At 46.2% G+C, this 15,328-nt stretch carries 11 protein-coding genes; 5 read left to right on the top strand and 6 right to left on the bottom strand.

The annotated features are described in order from the left end of the window. Window positions 1-12 precede the first annotated feature (12 nt). The 5 genes from CBX98_RS13675 to CBX98_RS13695 all read left to right on the top strand — a co-directional run bounded on the left by CBX98_RS13675 (window position 13) and on the right by CBX98_RS13695 (window position 5,530). Window positions 13-351 carry a P-II family nitrogen regulator gene (locus CBX98_RS13675; protein ID WP_005396729.1) on the top strand — a complete coding sequence of 113 codons (339 nt, stop codon included), beginning with the start codon at window positions 13-15 and terminating at the stop codon, window positions 349-351. A 27-nt stretch (window positions 352-378) separates the two neighbouring features. After that, entirely contained in the window at window positions 379-1,608 is a 1,230-nt protein-coding gene (locus tag CBX98_RS13680; protein WP_046875065.1) for an ammonium transporter, read from the top strand. Between the two features lie 152 nt (window positions 1,609-1,760). After that, on the top strand, window positions 1,761-2,774 hold the full coding sequence (locus CBX98_RS13685; protein WP_005386566.1) for a Fe(3+) ABC transporter substrate-binding protein: 1,014 nt from the start codon (window positions 1,761-1,763) through the stop codon (window positions 2,772-2,774). Window positions 2,775-2,873: 99 nt separating this feature from the next. Next, complete coding sequence (locus tag CBX98_RS13690; RefSeq protein ID WP_005396731.1) at window positions 2,874-4,499, top strand: iron ABC transporter permease; 1,626 nt, start codon at window positions 2,874-2,876, stop codon at window positions 4,497-4,499. Then, entirely contained in the window at window positions 4,499-5,530 is a 1,032-nt protein-coding gene (locus CBX98_RS13695) for an ABC transporter ATP-binding protein (RefSeq protein ID WP_005396732.1), read from the top strand. Before CBX98_RS13690 ends, CBX98_RS13695 begins: the two co-directional genes overlap by 1 nt. A gap of 150 nt (window positions 5,531-5,680) precedes the next feature. On the opposite strand, the gene CBX98_RS13700 is transcribed toward CBX98_RS13695, so the two are convergent. The 6 genes from CBX98_RS13700 to CBX98_RS13725 form a co-directional block, all read right to left on the bottom strand. After that, complete coding sequence (locus tag CBX98_RS13700; RefSeq protein WP_109169479.1) at window positions 5,681-7,093, bottom strand: phosphoglucomutase/phosphomannomutase family protein; 1,413 nt, start codon at window positions 7,091-7,093, stop codon at window positions 5,681-5,683. A gap of 106 nt (window positions 7,094-7,199) precedes the next feature. Next, on the bottom strand, window positions 7,200-9,608 hold the full coding sequence (locus CBX98_RS13705; protein WP_109169480.1) for a N,N'-diacetylchitobiose phosphorylase: 2,409 nt from the start codon (window positions 9,606-9,608) through the stop codon (window positions 7,200-7,202). 84 nt (window positions 9,609-9,692) lie between these two features. Beyond that, complete coding sequence (locus tag CBX98_RS13710) at window positions 9,693-11,612, bottom strand: family 20 glycosylhydrolase (RefSeq protein WP_109169482.1); 1,920 nt, start codon at window positions 11,610-11,612, stop codon at window positions 9,693-9,695. An 8-nt stretch (window positions 11,613-11,620) separates the two neighbouring features. After that, window positions 11,621-12,511: an N-acetylglucosamine kinase gene (locus tag CBX98_RS13715; RefSeq protein ID WP_109169483.1), complete on the bottom strand. Its 891-nt coding sequence runs from the start codon at window positions 12,509-12,511 to the stop codon at window positions 11,621-11,623. 2 nt (window positions 12,512-12,513) lie between these two features. Continuing rightward, entirely contained in the window at window positions 12,514-14,253 is a 1,740-nt protein-coding gene (locus tag CBX98_RS13720; RefSeq protein ID WP_109169485.1) for a glycoside hydrolase family 9 protein, read from the bottom strand. Window positions 14,254-14,315: 62 nt separating this feature from the next. After that, window positions 14,316-15,311 (bottom strand): ABC transporter ATP-binding protein, encoded by a 996-nt coding sequence (locus CBX98_RS13725; protein WP_005394711.1) that lies wholly within the window; start codon window positions 15,309-15,311, stop codon window positions 14,316-14,318. Between the last annotated feature and the right edge of the window lie 17 nt (window positions 15,312-15,328).

Raw genomic sequence — 15,328 nt, forward strand, 5'->3', positions numbered from 1 at the left:
GGAGAGAATTGAATGAAAATAATCAATGCCATTATTAAGCCGTTTAAATTAGACGATGTGCGAGAAGCATTGGCTAACGTCGGTATCGAAGGGATGACGGTATCAGAAGTTAAAGGGTTTGGTCGTCAAAAAGGCCACACGGAACTGTATCGCGGCGCTGAGTATCAGGTCGATTTCCTACCAAAAGTGAAAATTGAAATCGCTACTCACGCGGATAATGTTGAGCGAGTGGTTGAAGCGATTACAAAAGCTGCGCAAACAGGAAAGATTGGTGACGGTAAAATTTTTGTCTACGACCTGAACCAAGCGGTGCGTATCCGAACGGGCGAAATGGACGCAGAAGCACTTTAAGAATTCAAGGGATTGGAGAAACTTATTATGGAATTAACAACAACAGTAACCGAGTTACGTTACGCACTTGACACCTTTTTCTTCCTCATTTCCGGTGCGTTGGTAATGTGGATGGCAGCTGGTTTTGCGATGCTAGAAGCGGGTCTTGTGCGCTCTAAGAACACAACAGAAATTCTTACGAAGAACATCTGTTTGTACGCAATTGCATGTACGATGTTTCTGATCGTTGGTTACAACATCATGTATGTCGACAACGGAGAAGGAGGCTGGTTACCTTCATTTGGTGCGTTGATTGGTACCCAAGGAGAAGGGGCTGATCACTCTCTAGAATCTGACTTCTTCTTCCAAGTCGTCTTCGTTGCAACGGCAATGTCCGTCGTTTCTGGTGCGGTGGCTGAACGTATGAAGCTTTGGTCTTTCTTGGTTTTCTCTGCAATTTTGACCGCATTTATCTACCCAATGGAAGGTTATTGGACATGGGGCGGTGGCTTCCTAGCAGAAGCTGGATTTAGCGACTTTGCAGGTTCAGGTATCGTACATATGGCTGGTGCTTCTGCAGCTCTTGCTGGTGTATTGCTTCTTGGTGCTCGCAAAGGTAAATATGGTAAAAACGGTGAAATCTACCCGATTCCAGGTTCAAACATGCCTTTGGCAACACTAGGTACTTTCATCCTTTGGTTTGGTTGGTTTGGGTTTAACGGTGGTTCTCAGTTGATGGTTTCAGATTTTGAGAACGCAACAGCGGTAGGTCAGATCTTCCTAAACACCAACGCAGCAGCTGCTGCAGGTGCTATTGCGGCGCTATTTGTATGTAAAACAACTTGGGGCAAAGCGGACTTAACGATGATTCTCAATGGTGCGCTAGCTGGCTTGGTTGCCATCACTGCAGATCCTCTATCACCATCGCCATTATATGCGGTTGCTATCGGTGCAGTATCTGGCGCGCTAGTCGTATTCAGCATCATTGGCCTAGATAAACTGAAAATTGATGACCCAGTCGGTGCGATTTCAGTGCACGGTGTTTGTGGCTTCTTTGGTTTGATGGTTGTGCCACTAAGTAACGGCGATGCTACATTCGGTGCACAGCTTTTAGGTGCTGTCGTTATCTTTGCTTGGGTATTTGGTGCTAGCCTAGTGGTGTGGGCTATCTTGAAAGCAACCGTTGGAATTCGCGTCACGGAAGATGAAGAAATGGAAGGTATGGACATGCATGATTGTGGCGTCGGTGCGTACCCAGAATTTGTCACTGTGAAGTAATCAATAGCCTGTAATAAATAGTTACACTCTCAACATATAAAAACCTGCTCCGATGAGCAGGTTTTTTAATATTTGTCATTGTCTTCTTATTGAACATACATATAATAACGCAACTGATAAACGTTATCATTAGCATGGTAAAGGATTAAACAATGAAAAAACTGCTAACTCTTTCAGCATTAACTTGCGCAACCTTAGCTCCAACAGCAATGGCTGCTGAAGAAGTGAACGTCTACTCTTACCGTCAACCTTTCCTAGTTGAACCTATGTTCAACGAGTTCACTAAAGAAACTGGCATCAAAGTAAACGTAAAATTTGCTAAAAAAGGCTTAGCAGAAAAGCTAGCTCAAGAAGGCGAGTACAGCCCAGCTGACGTTATCCTTACGACAGACATCAGTCGTCTAGCTGAACTGACAAACAAAGGTTTAGTTCAGAAAGTAGATAGCAAAATCATTGAAGAAAACGTACCAGCTCAATACCAAGATAAAGAGAATGAGTGGTTTGCTCTAACTCTACGCTCACGTAGTGTTTACTCTTCACGTGATCGCGTAGGTAAACTAGGCGCAGATTTCAACTATGCAGATCTGGCTAAGCCAGAGTTCAAAGGTAAAATTTGTACTCGTAGCGGTAAGCACCCGTACAACGTTTCTCTAGTTTCAGCAATGATTGCTCACAATGGCGAAGCAGAAACCAAAGAGTGGTTGGAAGGCGTGAAAGCAAACCTTGCTCGCAAACCACAAGGCAACGATCGTGCACAAGTTAAAGCGATCAAAGAAGGTCTATGTGATGTTTCTCTAGGTAACAGCTACTACCTAGGTAAAATGGTTAATGACAAAGAGCAAAAAGCTTGGGCAGATGCAGTTTACATCAACTTCCCTAACCAAGAGACTACAGGTACTCACGTAAACATCTCTGGTATGGCGATGGCGAAGTACTCTCCAAACAAAGACAATGCTGTGAAGCTAATGGAATTCCTAACGGGTGACAAAGCGCAGCAGATGTACGCAGAAGTTAACTACGAGTACCCTGTTAAAGAAGGCGTGAAGCGTTCTGAACTTGTGGAATCTTGGGGTGACTTTAAAGCAGACAAGCTTTCTCTAGACGATATTGCAGCCAACCACGAAGCGGCAATTAAGCTATTAGACGAAGTGAAATTTGACCTTTAATTCCTTGTGGGGGTATAACAGTACCCCCATTTGATTAAAGGATATGAGATGTATTTGCAACAGCATTTGTATTTCATACAGCCTTGCAGTAATTAGGCGATGAAAGATAAACACTCTTTATGGAAAACCAGTAGTGGGGTAATAACTCTGTTACTGGTTTTGCCGATCTTAGCGATCTTCTACACCGCAATTGGTGAAACGGATGATTTGTTTGCCCATTTAATGGCGACAGTCATGCCGACTTATATTTTTAACACGGTTGCGCTCACTATTGGCGTAATGGTGTTGTCCTTAATTCTTGGTATACCAAGCGCTTGGATAATGGCCATGTGTAAACTGCCGACCGAAAAATGGTTGCAGTGGGCATTGGTGCTACCTCTTGCGATGCCAGGTTATATCATTGGTTATATTTTTACTGATTGGTTTGATTTTGCAGGACCGATTCAGATCTTTTTGCGTGATGTAACCGGATGGGGACCTGGCGAGTATTGGTTCCCTGATATTCGCACCTTGCCTGGCGCGACCTTTGTGTTGGCTTTGGTGTTGTATCCTTACGTGTATTTATTGTGCCGGGCTGCGTTTATGGAGCAAAATGTCTCTTTATTGCAAAGCGCGCGTTTGCTCAAGTGCTCTCCATGGGAAAGCTTTTGGCGCATCTCGATGCCGTTAGTAAGACCCTCTATCGCAGTGGGTTTATCATTGGTCGCAATGGAGACCATTGGCGACTTTGGTACGGTAAGTTACTTCGCGGTGAATACGTTAACCACAGCGGTCTACGATACTTGGTTGGGGTACTCTAATCTTAATGCGGCAGCCAAGATCTCTGCCATGATGCTTGTCATCGTGGTATTGCTTCTTAGTGCAGAACGATACAGCCGCCGTAAACAAAAACTTTTTCAAAGCCAATTTAACAGTCACGAAGATTTTCGTTATGAGTTGACGGGCTGGAAAAAGTGGACCGCGCTGGTTTGGTGTTGGGGCTTGGTTTCGGTCGCGTTTATTTTGCCATTACTACAGCTGATTGATTATGCGATAACTTACTTTGCGCAGAGTTGGACCCCCGAGTTTCGTGAATACGCATGGAATAGTTTGGTCGTGTCGGTTATTGCCGCCATTATTGGTGTTGCTGTCGCACTGATCGTTAACTTTACCCATCGCGTCAATGGCAAGCGCGAAAGCTTGGCATTTATGCGTCTTTCTTCGATGGGATATGCAGTGCCAGGAACCGTATTAGCGATTGGTGTGATGGTCGCAGTACTGTTTATGGATCACCGCGTCAACGACCTTGCTAAAGCCATGGAATGGGGAAGACCGGGACTTATTTTTTCTGGCTCCATGTTCGCCCTGGTTTTTGCCATGGTTGTGCGCTTTTCAGCGGTGGCGATTGGTAGTATCGAAAGTAACTTAAATAAAATTTCGCCTTCGTTAGATATGGCGTCTCGCACCATGGGTTGTAAGCCTAATGCCATGCTGTGGCGTGTGCACTTTCCGCTGGTTAAACGTGGTGCACTGATTGCGGCTCTGTTAGTGTTTATCGAGTCGATGAAAGAGCTCAATGCGGCCCTATTACTTCGTCCGTTTAACTTTGAAACACTAGCCACATACGTTTATAACTTCGCCTCGGATGAGCATTTGGAATTGGCCGCTTTGCCTGCGGTTTTGTTGGTTCTTGTTGGGTTGATCCCGCTTGTTGTTGTTAACCGTTCACTGGAGCAAAATCACTGATGAGCTGCGCATTATCAATTAAAAACCTAACTTGCCAATATGATGATCAAACCGTACTCGAATCATTGTCTCTTGAGGTGGAACAAGGGCAAATTGTCTGTTTACTAGGTGCAAGTGGTTGCGGAAAAACAACACTATTAAAAGCCGTTGCAGGGCTATTGCCATTAACGTCAGGCGAAATGAGCTTAAATTGCGTCACGATTGATGATGGGGAGAACTGGTTGCCACCAGAACAGCGTAATATCGGGATGATTTTCCAAGATTATGCGCTTTTTCCTCACCTGACGGTGGAGCAAAATATTGCCTTTGGCTTAAAGCATTACTCGACAAAAGAGAAAAATGGCAAAGTCCAAGAGATGCTCGAGCTCGTGCATTTGCAAGGCTATGGCGATCGTTATCCTCATCAATTGTCTGGTGGACAGCAGCAGCGCGTTGCGATTGCTCGCTCATTAGCTTACAGCCCAGACTTATTGTTGCTGGATGAGCCGTTCTCTAATATTGATACGCAAGTTCGCCATGAGTTGATAAGTGAGATCCGTAAGATTTTTAAGGCGCAAGGCGTGACTGCCATTTTTGTTACGCATAGCCGTGAAGAGGCTTTTGCCTTCGCGGATAAAATGGCAGTGATGAACAATGGTGTTATCGAGCAGTATGGTACGGCATCTGAGCTTTACTACCAGCCTTCAAGTAAGTTTGTTGCGGATTTCTTAGGTGGTGGTAGCTATCTGGCCGCTAAACGAGTTTCGGATTCAGAATATGAAACCCACTTGGGTGTGGTTGAAGCCACAGCCCAACAAGAGATCCCAGTGCAGTCTGAATGCTCTTTGTTGCTAAGGCCGCAACATGTGCAAATTCAATCCGATGAAGAGAGCTCAGTAACGGTGCTGGAGCAGCACTTTATGGGCGACCATTGCCGCTACGTGATTGATGCGAATGGCGACCGTTTGTTGGCTACAGCATCGCAGGCATTAAATATTGGTGAGTCTGTTGCTGTGAAAATTGAAACGCAGGGCGTGCTGGCATTCGCATAACGTTACTGGGTACCTTTACTATTCTCTTATGCCTGCCTACACACAATAAAAAAGCCCGGCAGTGATGCCGGGCAAGTATTCTTCCCCTTAGCGACAGCTTTAATTACATGACAAGCGTAGCCGAAGTGCTCGAAGCGGGCACAAGGTCAGTTATAAAGATAAGAAGTCTTTAAACTGTTGAAGAACACGTTCCGCAGTGTCCTTATCTTGCATTTCTGCAAAAATACGTAGTAATGGCTCAGTACCAGAGAAGCGCGCGATGATCCAACCGCCGTTCTTGAAGTAGACTTTCGCGCCATCTTCGTAGCTGACTTTTTCAATATCGAACTCAAACTCAGGCAGTTGTTTTTCAACATATATCTTGTTGAATAGGACTTCTTTTTGCGCTGGTTTGAATTTGCAATCACCTTCTGCCATGTACGCGTAGCCGTACTTGCCATAGATTTCATCCAGTAGTTCAGACAACTTTTTGCCCGTTACCGAGATCATTTCAACCAGTAAGCTTGATGCGAACACACCATCTTTACCTTTGATATGACCGCGAATAGTTAAACCACCAGAGCTTTCTCCACCAATCAGTGAGTCATCTGCTTCCATTTGCGAGCTGATGTGTTTGAAGCCAACTGGAACCTCAAAACATTTCTCACCGTGATCTTCGGCGATTTTGTCTAATAGGTGTGTTGTTGCGATGTTACGTACGACTGAGCCTTTCCAACCTTTGTATTTCAATAGGTAGTAATACAGCAGGATCAGCACTTCATTTGGATGAATGAAGTTGCCTTTCTCATCGATGATACCAAGACGGTCTGCATCGCCGTCAGTCCCAATACCGATGTCGTAGCCTTCTTGCTCGACAAGGTGCATCAAGCGGTACAGGGTCGCAGCACTTGGAGAAGGCATTAAACCGCCGAAGTCTGGGTTTTTTCCGTCGTTGATCACGTCTACTTCACAGCGGCCGTTGATTAGGACGGTTTGCAGTGCGTTTTTCGCGACACCAAACATCGGGTCAATCAGCACACGAAGGTTGGCTTTTTTGATTGCTTCAATGTCGATAAAGTCGATGATTGAATCAACAAACTCGTTCATTGGGTTGATGATTTCAATCAACTTGTCTTCAACCGCTTGATCAAAATCGACACTTTTCACATCTTGTGCGGTAAGTGTAGAAATTTGAGTTTCAATTTTCTCGGTAATGATTTCATCTGCATCACGACCACCTTCAATGAAGACTTTGATTCCATTGTAATCGGCAGGGTTATGCGATGCGGTGATGCACGCTGAGTATGCACAGCCCATCTCTTTTGCTTTGAACATCACGATTGGCGTTGGAACAAACTTATCGATAAAGCTAACTACAATGCCATTTGCCGCTAAAACTTCGGCAAACCAACGGCCAGCTTTATCAGACAGAAAGCGTCGGTCATAGCCAATGACAAAGCCGCGATCAGCAACAGATTCGTTATTCGTAATGTTTGCAACTGCTTGAGCAACCAAACGAACATTATCTTTAGTGAATTCTTCACCGATGAATGCGCGCCAGCCGCCTGTACCAAATTTGATCATGATTCGAACCTCAATCAGGGCGGCAAGGCGCCGCGCCTTAAAATTTTGCTAGCGAACCCAATGCACAAGCTAAAAAGCAAAAGTGCATTGGGACGTTTTGAAGCGATTAACCTAGTGTTACGATCACTTCGTTGACGGAACCTTCCGCTTGAACTGGTACAGATGCACCATTTACTGCTTCACCGTTCACAGTAATTGACTTAACGCCTTTGCTTACTGAATCAGGGTTCACCACTTTTATGTTGTACGTTGCACCTAGCCATTGACGAGTCACTTCGAAACCAGGCCAGTTAGTTGGGATACATGGATCGATAGTCAGGCCATCGAAGCCTGTACGCACACCAAGGATAAAGTTGGTAACAGCGAAGTAAGCCCAGCCAGATGTACCAGTTAGCCATGGGTGGTTTGCACGACCGTGGTCTTGGTGGTCACGACCCATAATGAACTGAACGTATGAGTATGGTTCTGCAATACGTTTTTCGATGATGTCGTTCTGGTTGTATGGGTTTAGTGCATCGTAGAATTTCATTGCACGGTCACCACGACCTAATTTAGCCTCAGCTACCCAAGCCCATGGGTTTGGATGTGAGAAGATTGCCCCATTTTCTTTTACGCCTTGGTAAACGCGAGTCACAAAGCCAATGTCATCGTTTGGTGTTGCGAATGATGGTGAATTTAGGTGAAGTCCGTATTCAGAGAACAGGTTCTCGTCGACTGCGTCCATTGCCTTTTCACCGCGCTCTTGAGAAACCGCGCCAGACAGAACCGCTAGCGTGTTTGACTCAAGGTGTACACGACCTTCTTTTTGCTGCGCAGTACCGATCTTGTCGCCATTTTTCGTCAGACCACGGATGTACCAACCGCCTTCGTCGTCCCAAAGGTGTGTTTCACACGCTTCACGCACGTTTGCTGCCATTTCCGTGTATTTTTCAACGTCGGCTTCTTTACCTAGGTATTTCGCTAGGTCGATGAACTCTTGCAGTGCCCAGAAGTGTAGGAACGACACCATTGAAGATTCACCACCTCCTAGGTTTAGACAGTCGTTCCAGTCTGCACGTAGACCTTTACAGATGCCCGTTTGACCCACGTATTCAGCTGAGAAGTCTAGCGCAGCTTTCATGTGGTCATACACGGTTGCATCACCGCCATCCGCGTAAGGAATCACTTCGTCGAAGAAGCTGTGCTCACCGGTTTCCATCACGTATTTACAGATGGTTGGTACTAGCCATAGGTGATCATCAGAGCAAGTGTCTTCAATACCGTGGATCTTATCTTCATCGGACGGAGTAGGAACAACTGTTGGAGACTTAGATGGTTTAACATCTGCTTTTTCAGGATCGAACCAATCAGGATCGAATAGGTGTAGGCCGTAACCCGCTTTTACTTGACCACGCAGTAGATCAACGATGCGCTTGCGAGTCATTTTCGGGTTCGCGTGAGGAACGGAAATTGCGTCTTGCGCCGTATCGCGGTAACCAAGACCAGTACGACCACCCACTTCGATGAACGAAGCAAAGCGAGACCAAACCACACATGTTTCTGCTTGGTATAGCGTCCAAGCATTGATCATGGTGTCTAGGCCTTCGTTTGGCGATTTCACTTGGAACTTGCCACAACGCTCATCCCAGTGTGCTTTGATGCCAGCAAATGCATTGTCGACTTCTGCAAGGTCTTGGTACTTAGCACGTAGACGCTCACCGTTGCCTTTACCGATACCTAGAATGTAAGCAAAACGAACTTCTTCACCCGGTTGGATAGTGAATTGCTTGTGCAGAGAGCCACAGTGGTTGTAACACGTTTGCGCTGTGTTGAAACACTTACCTTGTTCTACCGCTAGCGGGTTTGCTTCGTCACGGTATAGGCCAAGGAAGCTGTCACGTTGACCGTCGTACGAATCTGGGTCAAACGTTGAAGCTAGGTAGTAGAAACCTTCGAAATCGTTCGTGTTGTAGTACAGGTCGTACTCAATCACGCCTTCGTTGTATGACGTACCAGCAGAGTACAGAGACATCTGATGGTTCTGGTTATCAGATTGAATGTGGCTGAATGAGAACTCAACAAATGAGAATGCACTGATCGTACGCGGTTTGTCTGAGGTGTTCTTGATTACTACATCCCAAATTTCTGCATCTTCGCCTTTTGGTACAAAGAGCGTTTTGGTTGCGCTAATGCCGCTGTATTCACACTTGAATTTAGAGTACGACAAACCATGACGAACTTCGTAGTTCGCTTCGTCTAGGCTTTTGGCAACTGGTTGCCAAGAGATTGACCAGTAATCTCCCGTCTCATCATCACGTAGGTAAACGTAGTGTCCTGGGCGATCGAATGTCGCATTTGGACGGAACTTAGTAACACGGTTGTATTCTGGAGAGTTGTAGAACGAATAGCCACCTGCGTTATGCGAGATAACGGTACAGAATTTTTCTGTACCTAGGTAGTTGGTCCAAGGAGCAGGTACATCAGGGCGAGTAATGACGTATTCACGATTCTCGTTATCGAAATAGCCGTATTTCATTTGTGTCTTTCCTTTTTACAAAGCTGCGTCTGCAGCCAAAATTTAAAAACTCTTCAAGCGTGATGCTTCTACATCAGCTCTGTATTACTTCCACGGTTTACGGTAATTCACTCCCTGCAAATCAAGCAGCGGTAGGTGTCCTTTCAAACGTGATAAATAGTCGGTCCAATCTCGGTGTTGTTTGTCTGTCCAACATGCTTCTGCCATTGCGGTTAAGCGCGGGAAGACCATGTAGTCCATACGAGACTGGTTGTTGATGATTTCACACCACAATGCTGTTTGAATGCCCCAAATGCGTTTACGTATTGGATCGTCGGCTGGCACTTCAGCGAGTGGTTCATAGTTGTAAGCTTTTTCTAGCGGCAACGGGTTAGCCCAATCCACGCCCGGTTCTTCTGGTGCGTAATCTTGGGTCATATCTAGGTAGGTGGTTTGTGCAGGTTGTAGCACCACATCGAAACCTTGGCGCGCGCAGTTCAACGCCGCTTCTTCGCTTAACCACGAATAGATCACTGTGTCTTTGCTGACTTTGTCGCCATGCTGTGCTTCTTCCCAACCCAGCATGCGCTTGCCAAGTTTGCGCAGTTTGTCTTCGGCATGACGCAAGAAGTGCCCTTGTAACTCTTTGTAGTCGCTGTAACCCAGTTGTTCCATTAGTGCTTGGCACGCAGGGCTTTTTGACCAAACCCCGTTAGGTACTTCATCCGCACCGATATGAACATAAGGCGCAGGGAACAGCGCGGAGACTTCTTCCAACACTTTGTCGATAAACTCATAACTTCCCGGCAGAGCTGGGTTAATGACGTTGTCGTTGTAATGCTGAATACTGCGGTATTCGGTGGTATCTTCTGTTTCTACCAATAGGTGTGGTAACGACTTGATGGCAGCTCGGCAGTGGCCTGGTACATCGATTTCAGGGATAACAGTGATGCCTCGTTTCGAAGCAAAGGCAACCACGTCTTTGATGTCTTCTTGAGTGTAAAAACCGCCGTAACGCTCAGCAAGGTGCGTGTACTGTGGCTCATTGGTTTCATCCAACCCACGCCATGCGCCAATATCGGTTAGTTGAGGCAATGATTTGATCTCAATTCGCCAACCTTCATCATCGGTAAGGTGCCAATGGAATGTATTGAACTTGTAGTGAGCCAACTGGTTGATCAAACGTTTGACTTGCTCAACGGAGTGAAAATGGCGAGCACAATCTAGCATCATACCGCGGTAACGAAAACGTGGTCGGTCTTTGATCGAACAGCAAACCACTTCCATTGAGGCTGGTTGATCGCCAACTTTGATTAGTTGCAATAACGTTGCACAAGCATGGGTAAAACCAGACGAAGAGCCTGCTTCAATTTTGATCGACTCTTCGGCTACTTTCAGTTTGTAAGCGCCTTCATCCAAGGTTGGGTTGCCTTTGAAGATGATCTGACTGCCATTGTCTGATGCGAACTCAAATTGGTGAATGCGCTTAAGCTCATCAAGTAGCCATTCTTTAGCTGAATTGGCTAGGTTTGAATAAACCGCGACGCCAGCATGATGATTAAAGCTAAAGCAGTGATCACTGACCTCTATATGGTTTGGTTTTGGCAACAAAGGTTGCGCATGCGTCAAGCTGGAAGGGATCTCACAGCGTTCACGGTACGGTGAAGCCAATACGATCGGCGTGACATCGACTTGAGCTCGCTGAAGGTTGCCGTTGACTTCAAAGTTGACCAAGGCTTCATTGAATCCATCAGAATAGTAACGGAATGGGTTCGAACCAATACTGAACTCGCAGTAAAAATGATGGTTAGCTGCCAGCACCAACCCTTCTGGTTTGAGGGTGCAGTAGCTGCCAATTTGCTTGAGCTGACCATTCGAAACACTATCGGGCAGAATGTAGCGATCAAAAGCAAAAATCAGGCTCCAATTGTGGAGATCTTGATCGCTCAAATTATGAAACGTCAGTCCGAAACGGCAGTTTTGCTTTTGCTCTGATAGGACGACGAGATCAACACGATATTCCATATCTACTCCTACGCCGCATTGAGCGAGTAAAGGTTATGTTCAGGTTTACCTGCAAACATAATTGCGCCTTCAATCGCGTCAAACTGTGGCTCAACAACCCATTGCTGAACGGGGGGCGAAAGCCAACGTAAAATACGTTCAGCAATGCTGCCCATTAAACAAATACGCGTTGCGCCGCGCTTGTTTAATGCCACGAGAAACATTTCTATATCAGCTGCAGTTTGCTTCAGCATCTCAATTGCTAGTACATCACCTTGTTCTGCATGTTGGAAAATTGCAGGAGAAAACTGGCCATAATCACGAGGAAGCGCTTGTTTAGACCAAGCCACCACGTTATCAACGTCATTTTCGAAATGCGCCATGACGTGTTGTGCTAGAGGCGTTTTCTCTCTGATGCCATCTTCTGCTAACAACACTTGTTGAACTAGGTGAAGCCCCATCACTGCGCCGCCACCTTGATCCGAAATAGGGAACTCACGACCACCGACAACGTGTTGCTCCAATCCTTTAAGATAGATGCCACAAGAGCCTGTTCCTGCGATCATGATTGCGCCATCTTCGCCATTGTGTGCACCAACGCACGCGCCGTAAGCATCAGTATTAAGAGTCATACTGGCAAACGGATGAGGAAGAGACATGAAGGCTTGCCAAGATGCTTTGTGCTCAGCACCTGCAAGGGCTAAGCCGACGTGCATCGATGCGAAATCTTGTTGTGTCAGGCCGCCTTGCTCGGCAGCTGAAGTGATGGATTCAAGAATCGAAGCCATTGCAATTTCAGCGCCTAGCATTATGTTGGCGCTGCCGCTTTTGGCCTCGCCAAGAAAATTACCTTGTGAATCTTTAATCCTGGCTCGACATGACGTGCCGCCACCATCGATACCAACAAAATACATCCCCATGATTATTGTTCCTTAATATTTTTAGAGGTTGCCAACTGAGAAATATGCTGAGCTTGACTCATTATCGCGAGTAAGTACCAAGCGCCATGCGGGATCCATTGTTCGCCCCAGCGCCAGTTTTGTAACATGTCGTCTTTTTGTGCTGGTGGGTTAAATGCGATGTCTTCCTCGTCTTCAAAGCCGCCAGTGATTCCGTTACACACACCGCCTTTAGCATTGAAGAAACCATATTGAGGAAGGTAATCAGGGTTGTTACGACCGTGGCCATCAAGCATGCACATGTCGTATGGGTTTAAGCCTACAATCCAGTTCAATGCATCTTGAGCAAACACGGAAAGTTGTTGCTGTATTTCTTGCGACGCTATATGCGGTTGAGCAAGATACGCCATGGTCGCGAGTGAGCCCAATCGAGCATTCTCGCCTTGCCACCAATAGCCGGATTCATTGTTGTGTGCGACAAAAAATACATCGCGTTTTGACTCATTTACGCCTTTAACATACTGGCGAGGGTAACCGAATGGGTTGGTCACTTTATTCGATATTTTGATCTCAAATTCACACGCTCGGTTAACGATGCGTTTTACCGATTCTGTCTGTACGGAGTCGTCTTCAATTGCTAGGTATTCGCATAGGGCAATAACGGGTAGACCTGCTTCGGCAGCGTGAAAGTATGGACGAGTGCCGTCTTGGTTTGCTGACCAAAAGTGTTGAATCTGCTCGTCGCTCATTTGGCGGGCAACTAAGCGTTGTGTCCACCAACGGCTCTCTTCCAAGTAGCGAGTTTCTTTGGTGGCTTTAAACAGTTCTACACTAGCTAGTAGCGCACAGTATTCGTCGATAATGTTTTCTTCACCATCATTGAGGTACTGCGTATTGTGCTCTTTTAAGTGCCAGTAACCATTTTCAGCAGCGTTGCGGTATTTCTGTTGATCGTATTCGCCGTGAACACCTAAACGCGACGCCGCGGCCAGCGCTGCGATGGCGACACCGCCACCTTGTCGAAAGCCTGCTTGGTAGTCATCAAATTTGTGACCAAGTTGCGTTTCGTAGGCACAGATTTCTCGTTGCGCAGTATCTTTGCTCCACTTATCAAAGACCGTCATGTAGAAGAAGCCTTTTTCGTTTTGCATACGAACAAGGAAGTCTGCACCGAACAGGGCTTCTTCAATAAGACGTGTGCGTGTGAAGGCTGCAATGTCTTCGCTTCCTTCAAGCAATGAAAGCCCTTTTAGGATGTTCCAAACCACCATTGGAGTTTGTTGAGGGTTCAAATAATTAGCGTATGAAAGATGACTTAAGTACTTACTAACGTCTCCAGATGCGTCGTACCAGCCACCGTGAACATCAACTGTTTGGTTGGCGTTGAGCACTGGCACTTGTCGATCTTGTTGATCGAAAACCCCACCGCAACGTTGTGATTTGAAGTAGTGGATCACATCCGACAAAGTTTGATCCAACAGAATATGTTCGCCAATGGTGAAAGAGGAAGAGCGCGTATCTTCCACTTGCAGGAAATAGTCGCCTGAATCTGTGAAAGGTGAAAAGTCGATGAGGTAGAAATAGCCCTGATGCCAGTTCGCCACTTTACCCTGTTCTTCAACCGCAAAAGTTGCCACGGTTTGCTCGGTAGTGGCACAAATCAATTGGGCAGTGTAAGAAGACAAGTGTGGTTGTTCGGTCTGGACAATGGCTTTCTTTGGGCCCAGATGTTCATAACCAATGTGGTTAGTCAGTAGCAGCATTCAATGTCTCCGGGAAACGATAAAACAGGAATGGGTCAGGCTGAACCTGACCCTCGTTATAATTAATCTTCAAATAAGTAACAGCGAACAAAGTGGTTCTCAGAAAGCTGAGTGACGCCTGGTAGTCGTTCGCGACATTTATCGGTTGCGTGTACGCAGCGTCCTGCAAATGGGCAGCCGACTGAATCCGGTGTCCAAAGTGGGATTTCCCCTTTGTTGCCTTTCAGCTTCTCGTGGATAGACTTCGATGGATCAGGCACAGCAGATACCAACAGTTGCGTATATGGGTGTTGAGGATCGTGAATGATTTCTTCAGTATCGCCCCATTCAACCATGTGACCTACGTACATAACCGCGAGATCTTCAGCAATGTAACGCGCCGTTGCGATGTCGTGAGTGATGTAAAGCAGAGACATTTGTTTTTCAAACTTCATCTCTTCCATCAAGTTAAGAACACCAGCACGAATTGACACGTCCAGCATTGATGTTGGCTCATCTGCCAATACCACTTCTGCACCTACAGCGATGTTACGAGCTAGGTTTACACGTTGACGCTGACCGCCAGATAGCTGGTGCGGGAACTTTTGCGCGGTTTCTTTTGGCGGAATCAGACCAACTTGTTCTAGTAGGTCATACACACGCTCTTCCAGTTCCTTTTTGTTGCCTGGTGCAATCTTTTTATGGATCAGCAACGGGCGAGCAATGTGGTGGAAGATATTGTGTGTAGGGTTTAGTGAGCCAAATGGGTCCTGCCATACCATTTGTACGCCTTCACGGTATGTCATCAAGTCATGTCGAGAGGTAATATCTTGGATATCACGACCTCTGTATTCGATTACACCCTCGGTAGGGGCGTACATTTTAGCTATCATTTTAGCGGTAGTAGATTTACCAGAGCCTGATTCTCCTACTACTGACAAACCGCGGCTCTTGTACATCTTGAATGACACGTCGTTGATCGCGCGCATTTTTGACTGCTTGATTGAGTTACTATTTAAAGGGAAGTCCTTAACGACATGTTTACCCTCAATCAGCAGTTCGCCGAGTTGTTTGCTCATAATTCTCTCCAGTGTAA

Source organism: Vibrio sp. T9 (assembly GCF_003123985.1).
Lineage (GTDB): Bacteria > Pseudomonadota > Gammaproteobacteria > Enterobacterales > Vibrionaceae > Vibrio > Vibrio diabolicus.

Bases quoted from the DNA above. Each gene is read 5' to 3' on its own strand.
- CBX98_RS13675 (WP_005396729.1), top strand. From the start codon at position 13: ATGAAAATAATCAATGCCATTATTAAGCCGTTTAAATTAGACGATGTG.
- CBX98_RS13680 (WP_046875065.1), top strand. From the start codon at position 379: ATGGAATTAACAACAACAGTAACCGAGTTACGTTACGCACTTGACACC.
- CBX98_RS13685 (WP_005386566.1), top strand. From the start codon at position 1,761: ATGAAAAAACTGCTAACTCTTTCAGCATTAACTTGCGCAACCTTAGCT.
- CBX98_RS13690 (WP_005396731.1), top strand. From the start codon at position 2,874: ATGAAAGATAAACACTCTTTATGGAAAACCAGTAGTGGGGTAATAACT.
- CBX98_RS13695 (WP_005396732.1), top strand. From the start codon at position 4,499: ATGAGCTGCGCATTATCAATTAAAAACCTAACTTGCCAATATGATGAT.
- CBX98_RS13700 (WP_109169479.1), bottom strand. From the start codon at position 7,093: ATGATCAAATTTGGTACAGGCGGCTGGCGCGCATTCATCGGTGAAGAA.
- CBX98_RS13705 (WP_109169480.1), bottom strand. From the start codon at position 9,608: ATGAAATACGGCTATTTCGATAACGAGAATCGTGAATACGTCATTACT.
- CBX98_RS13710 (WP_109169482.1), bottom strand. From the start codon at position 11,612: ATGGAATATCGTGTTGATCTCGTCGTCCTATCAGAGCAAAAGCAAAAC.
- CBX98_RS13715 (WP_109169483.1), bottom strand. From the start codon at position 12,511: ATGGGGATGTATTTTGTTGGTATCGATGGTGGCGGCACGTCATGTCGA.
- CBX98_RS13720 (WP_109169485.1), bottom strand. From the start codon at position 14,253: ATGCTGCTACTGACTAACCACATTGGTTATGAACATCTGGGCCCAAAG.
- CBX98_RS13725 (WP_005394711.1), bottom strand. From the start codon at position 15,311: ATGAGCAAACAACTCGGCGAACTGCTGATTGAGGGTAAACATGTCGTT.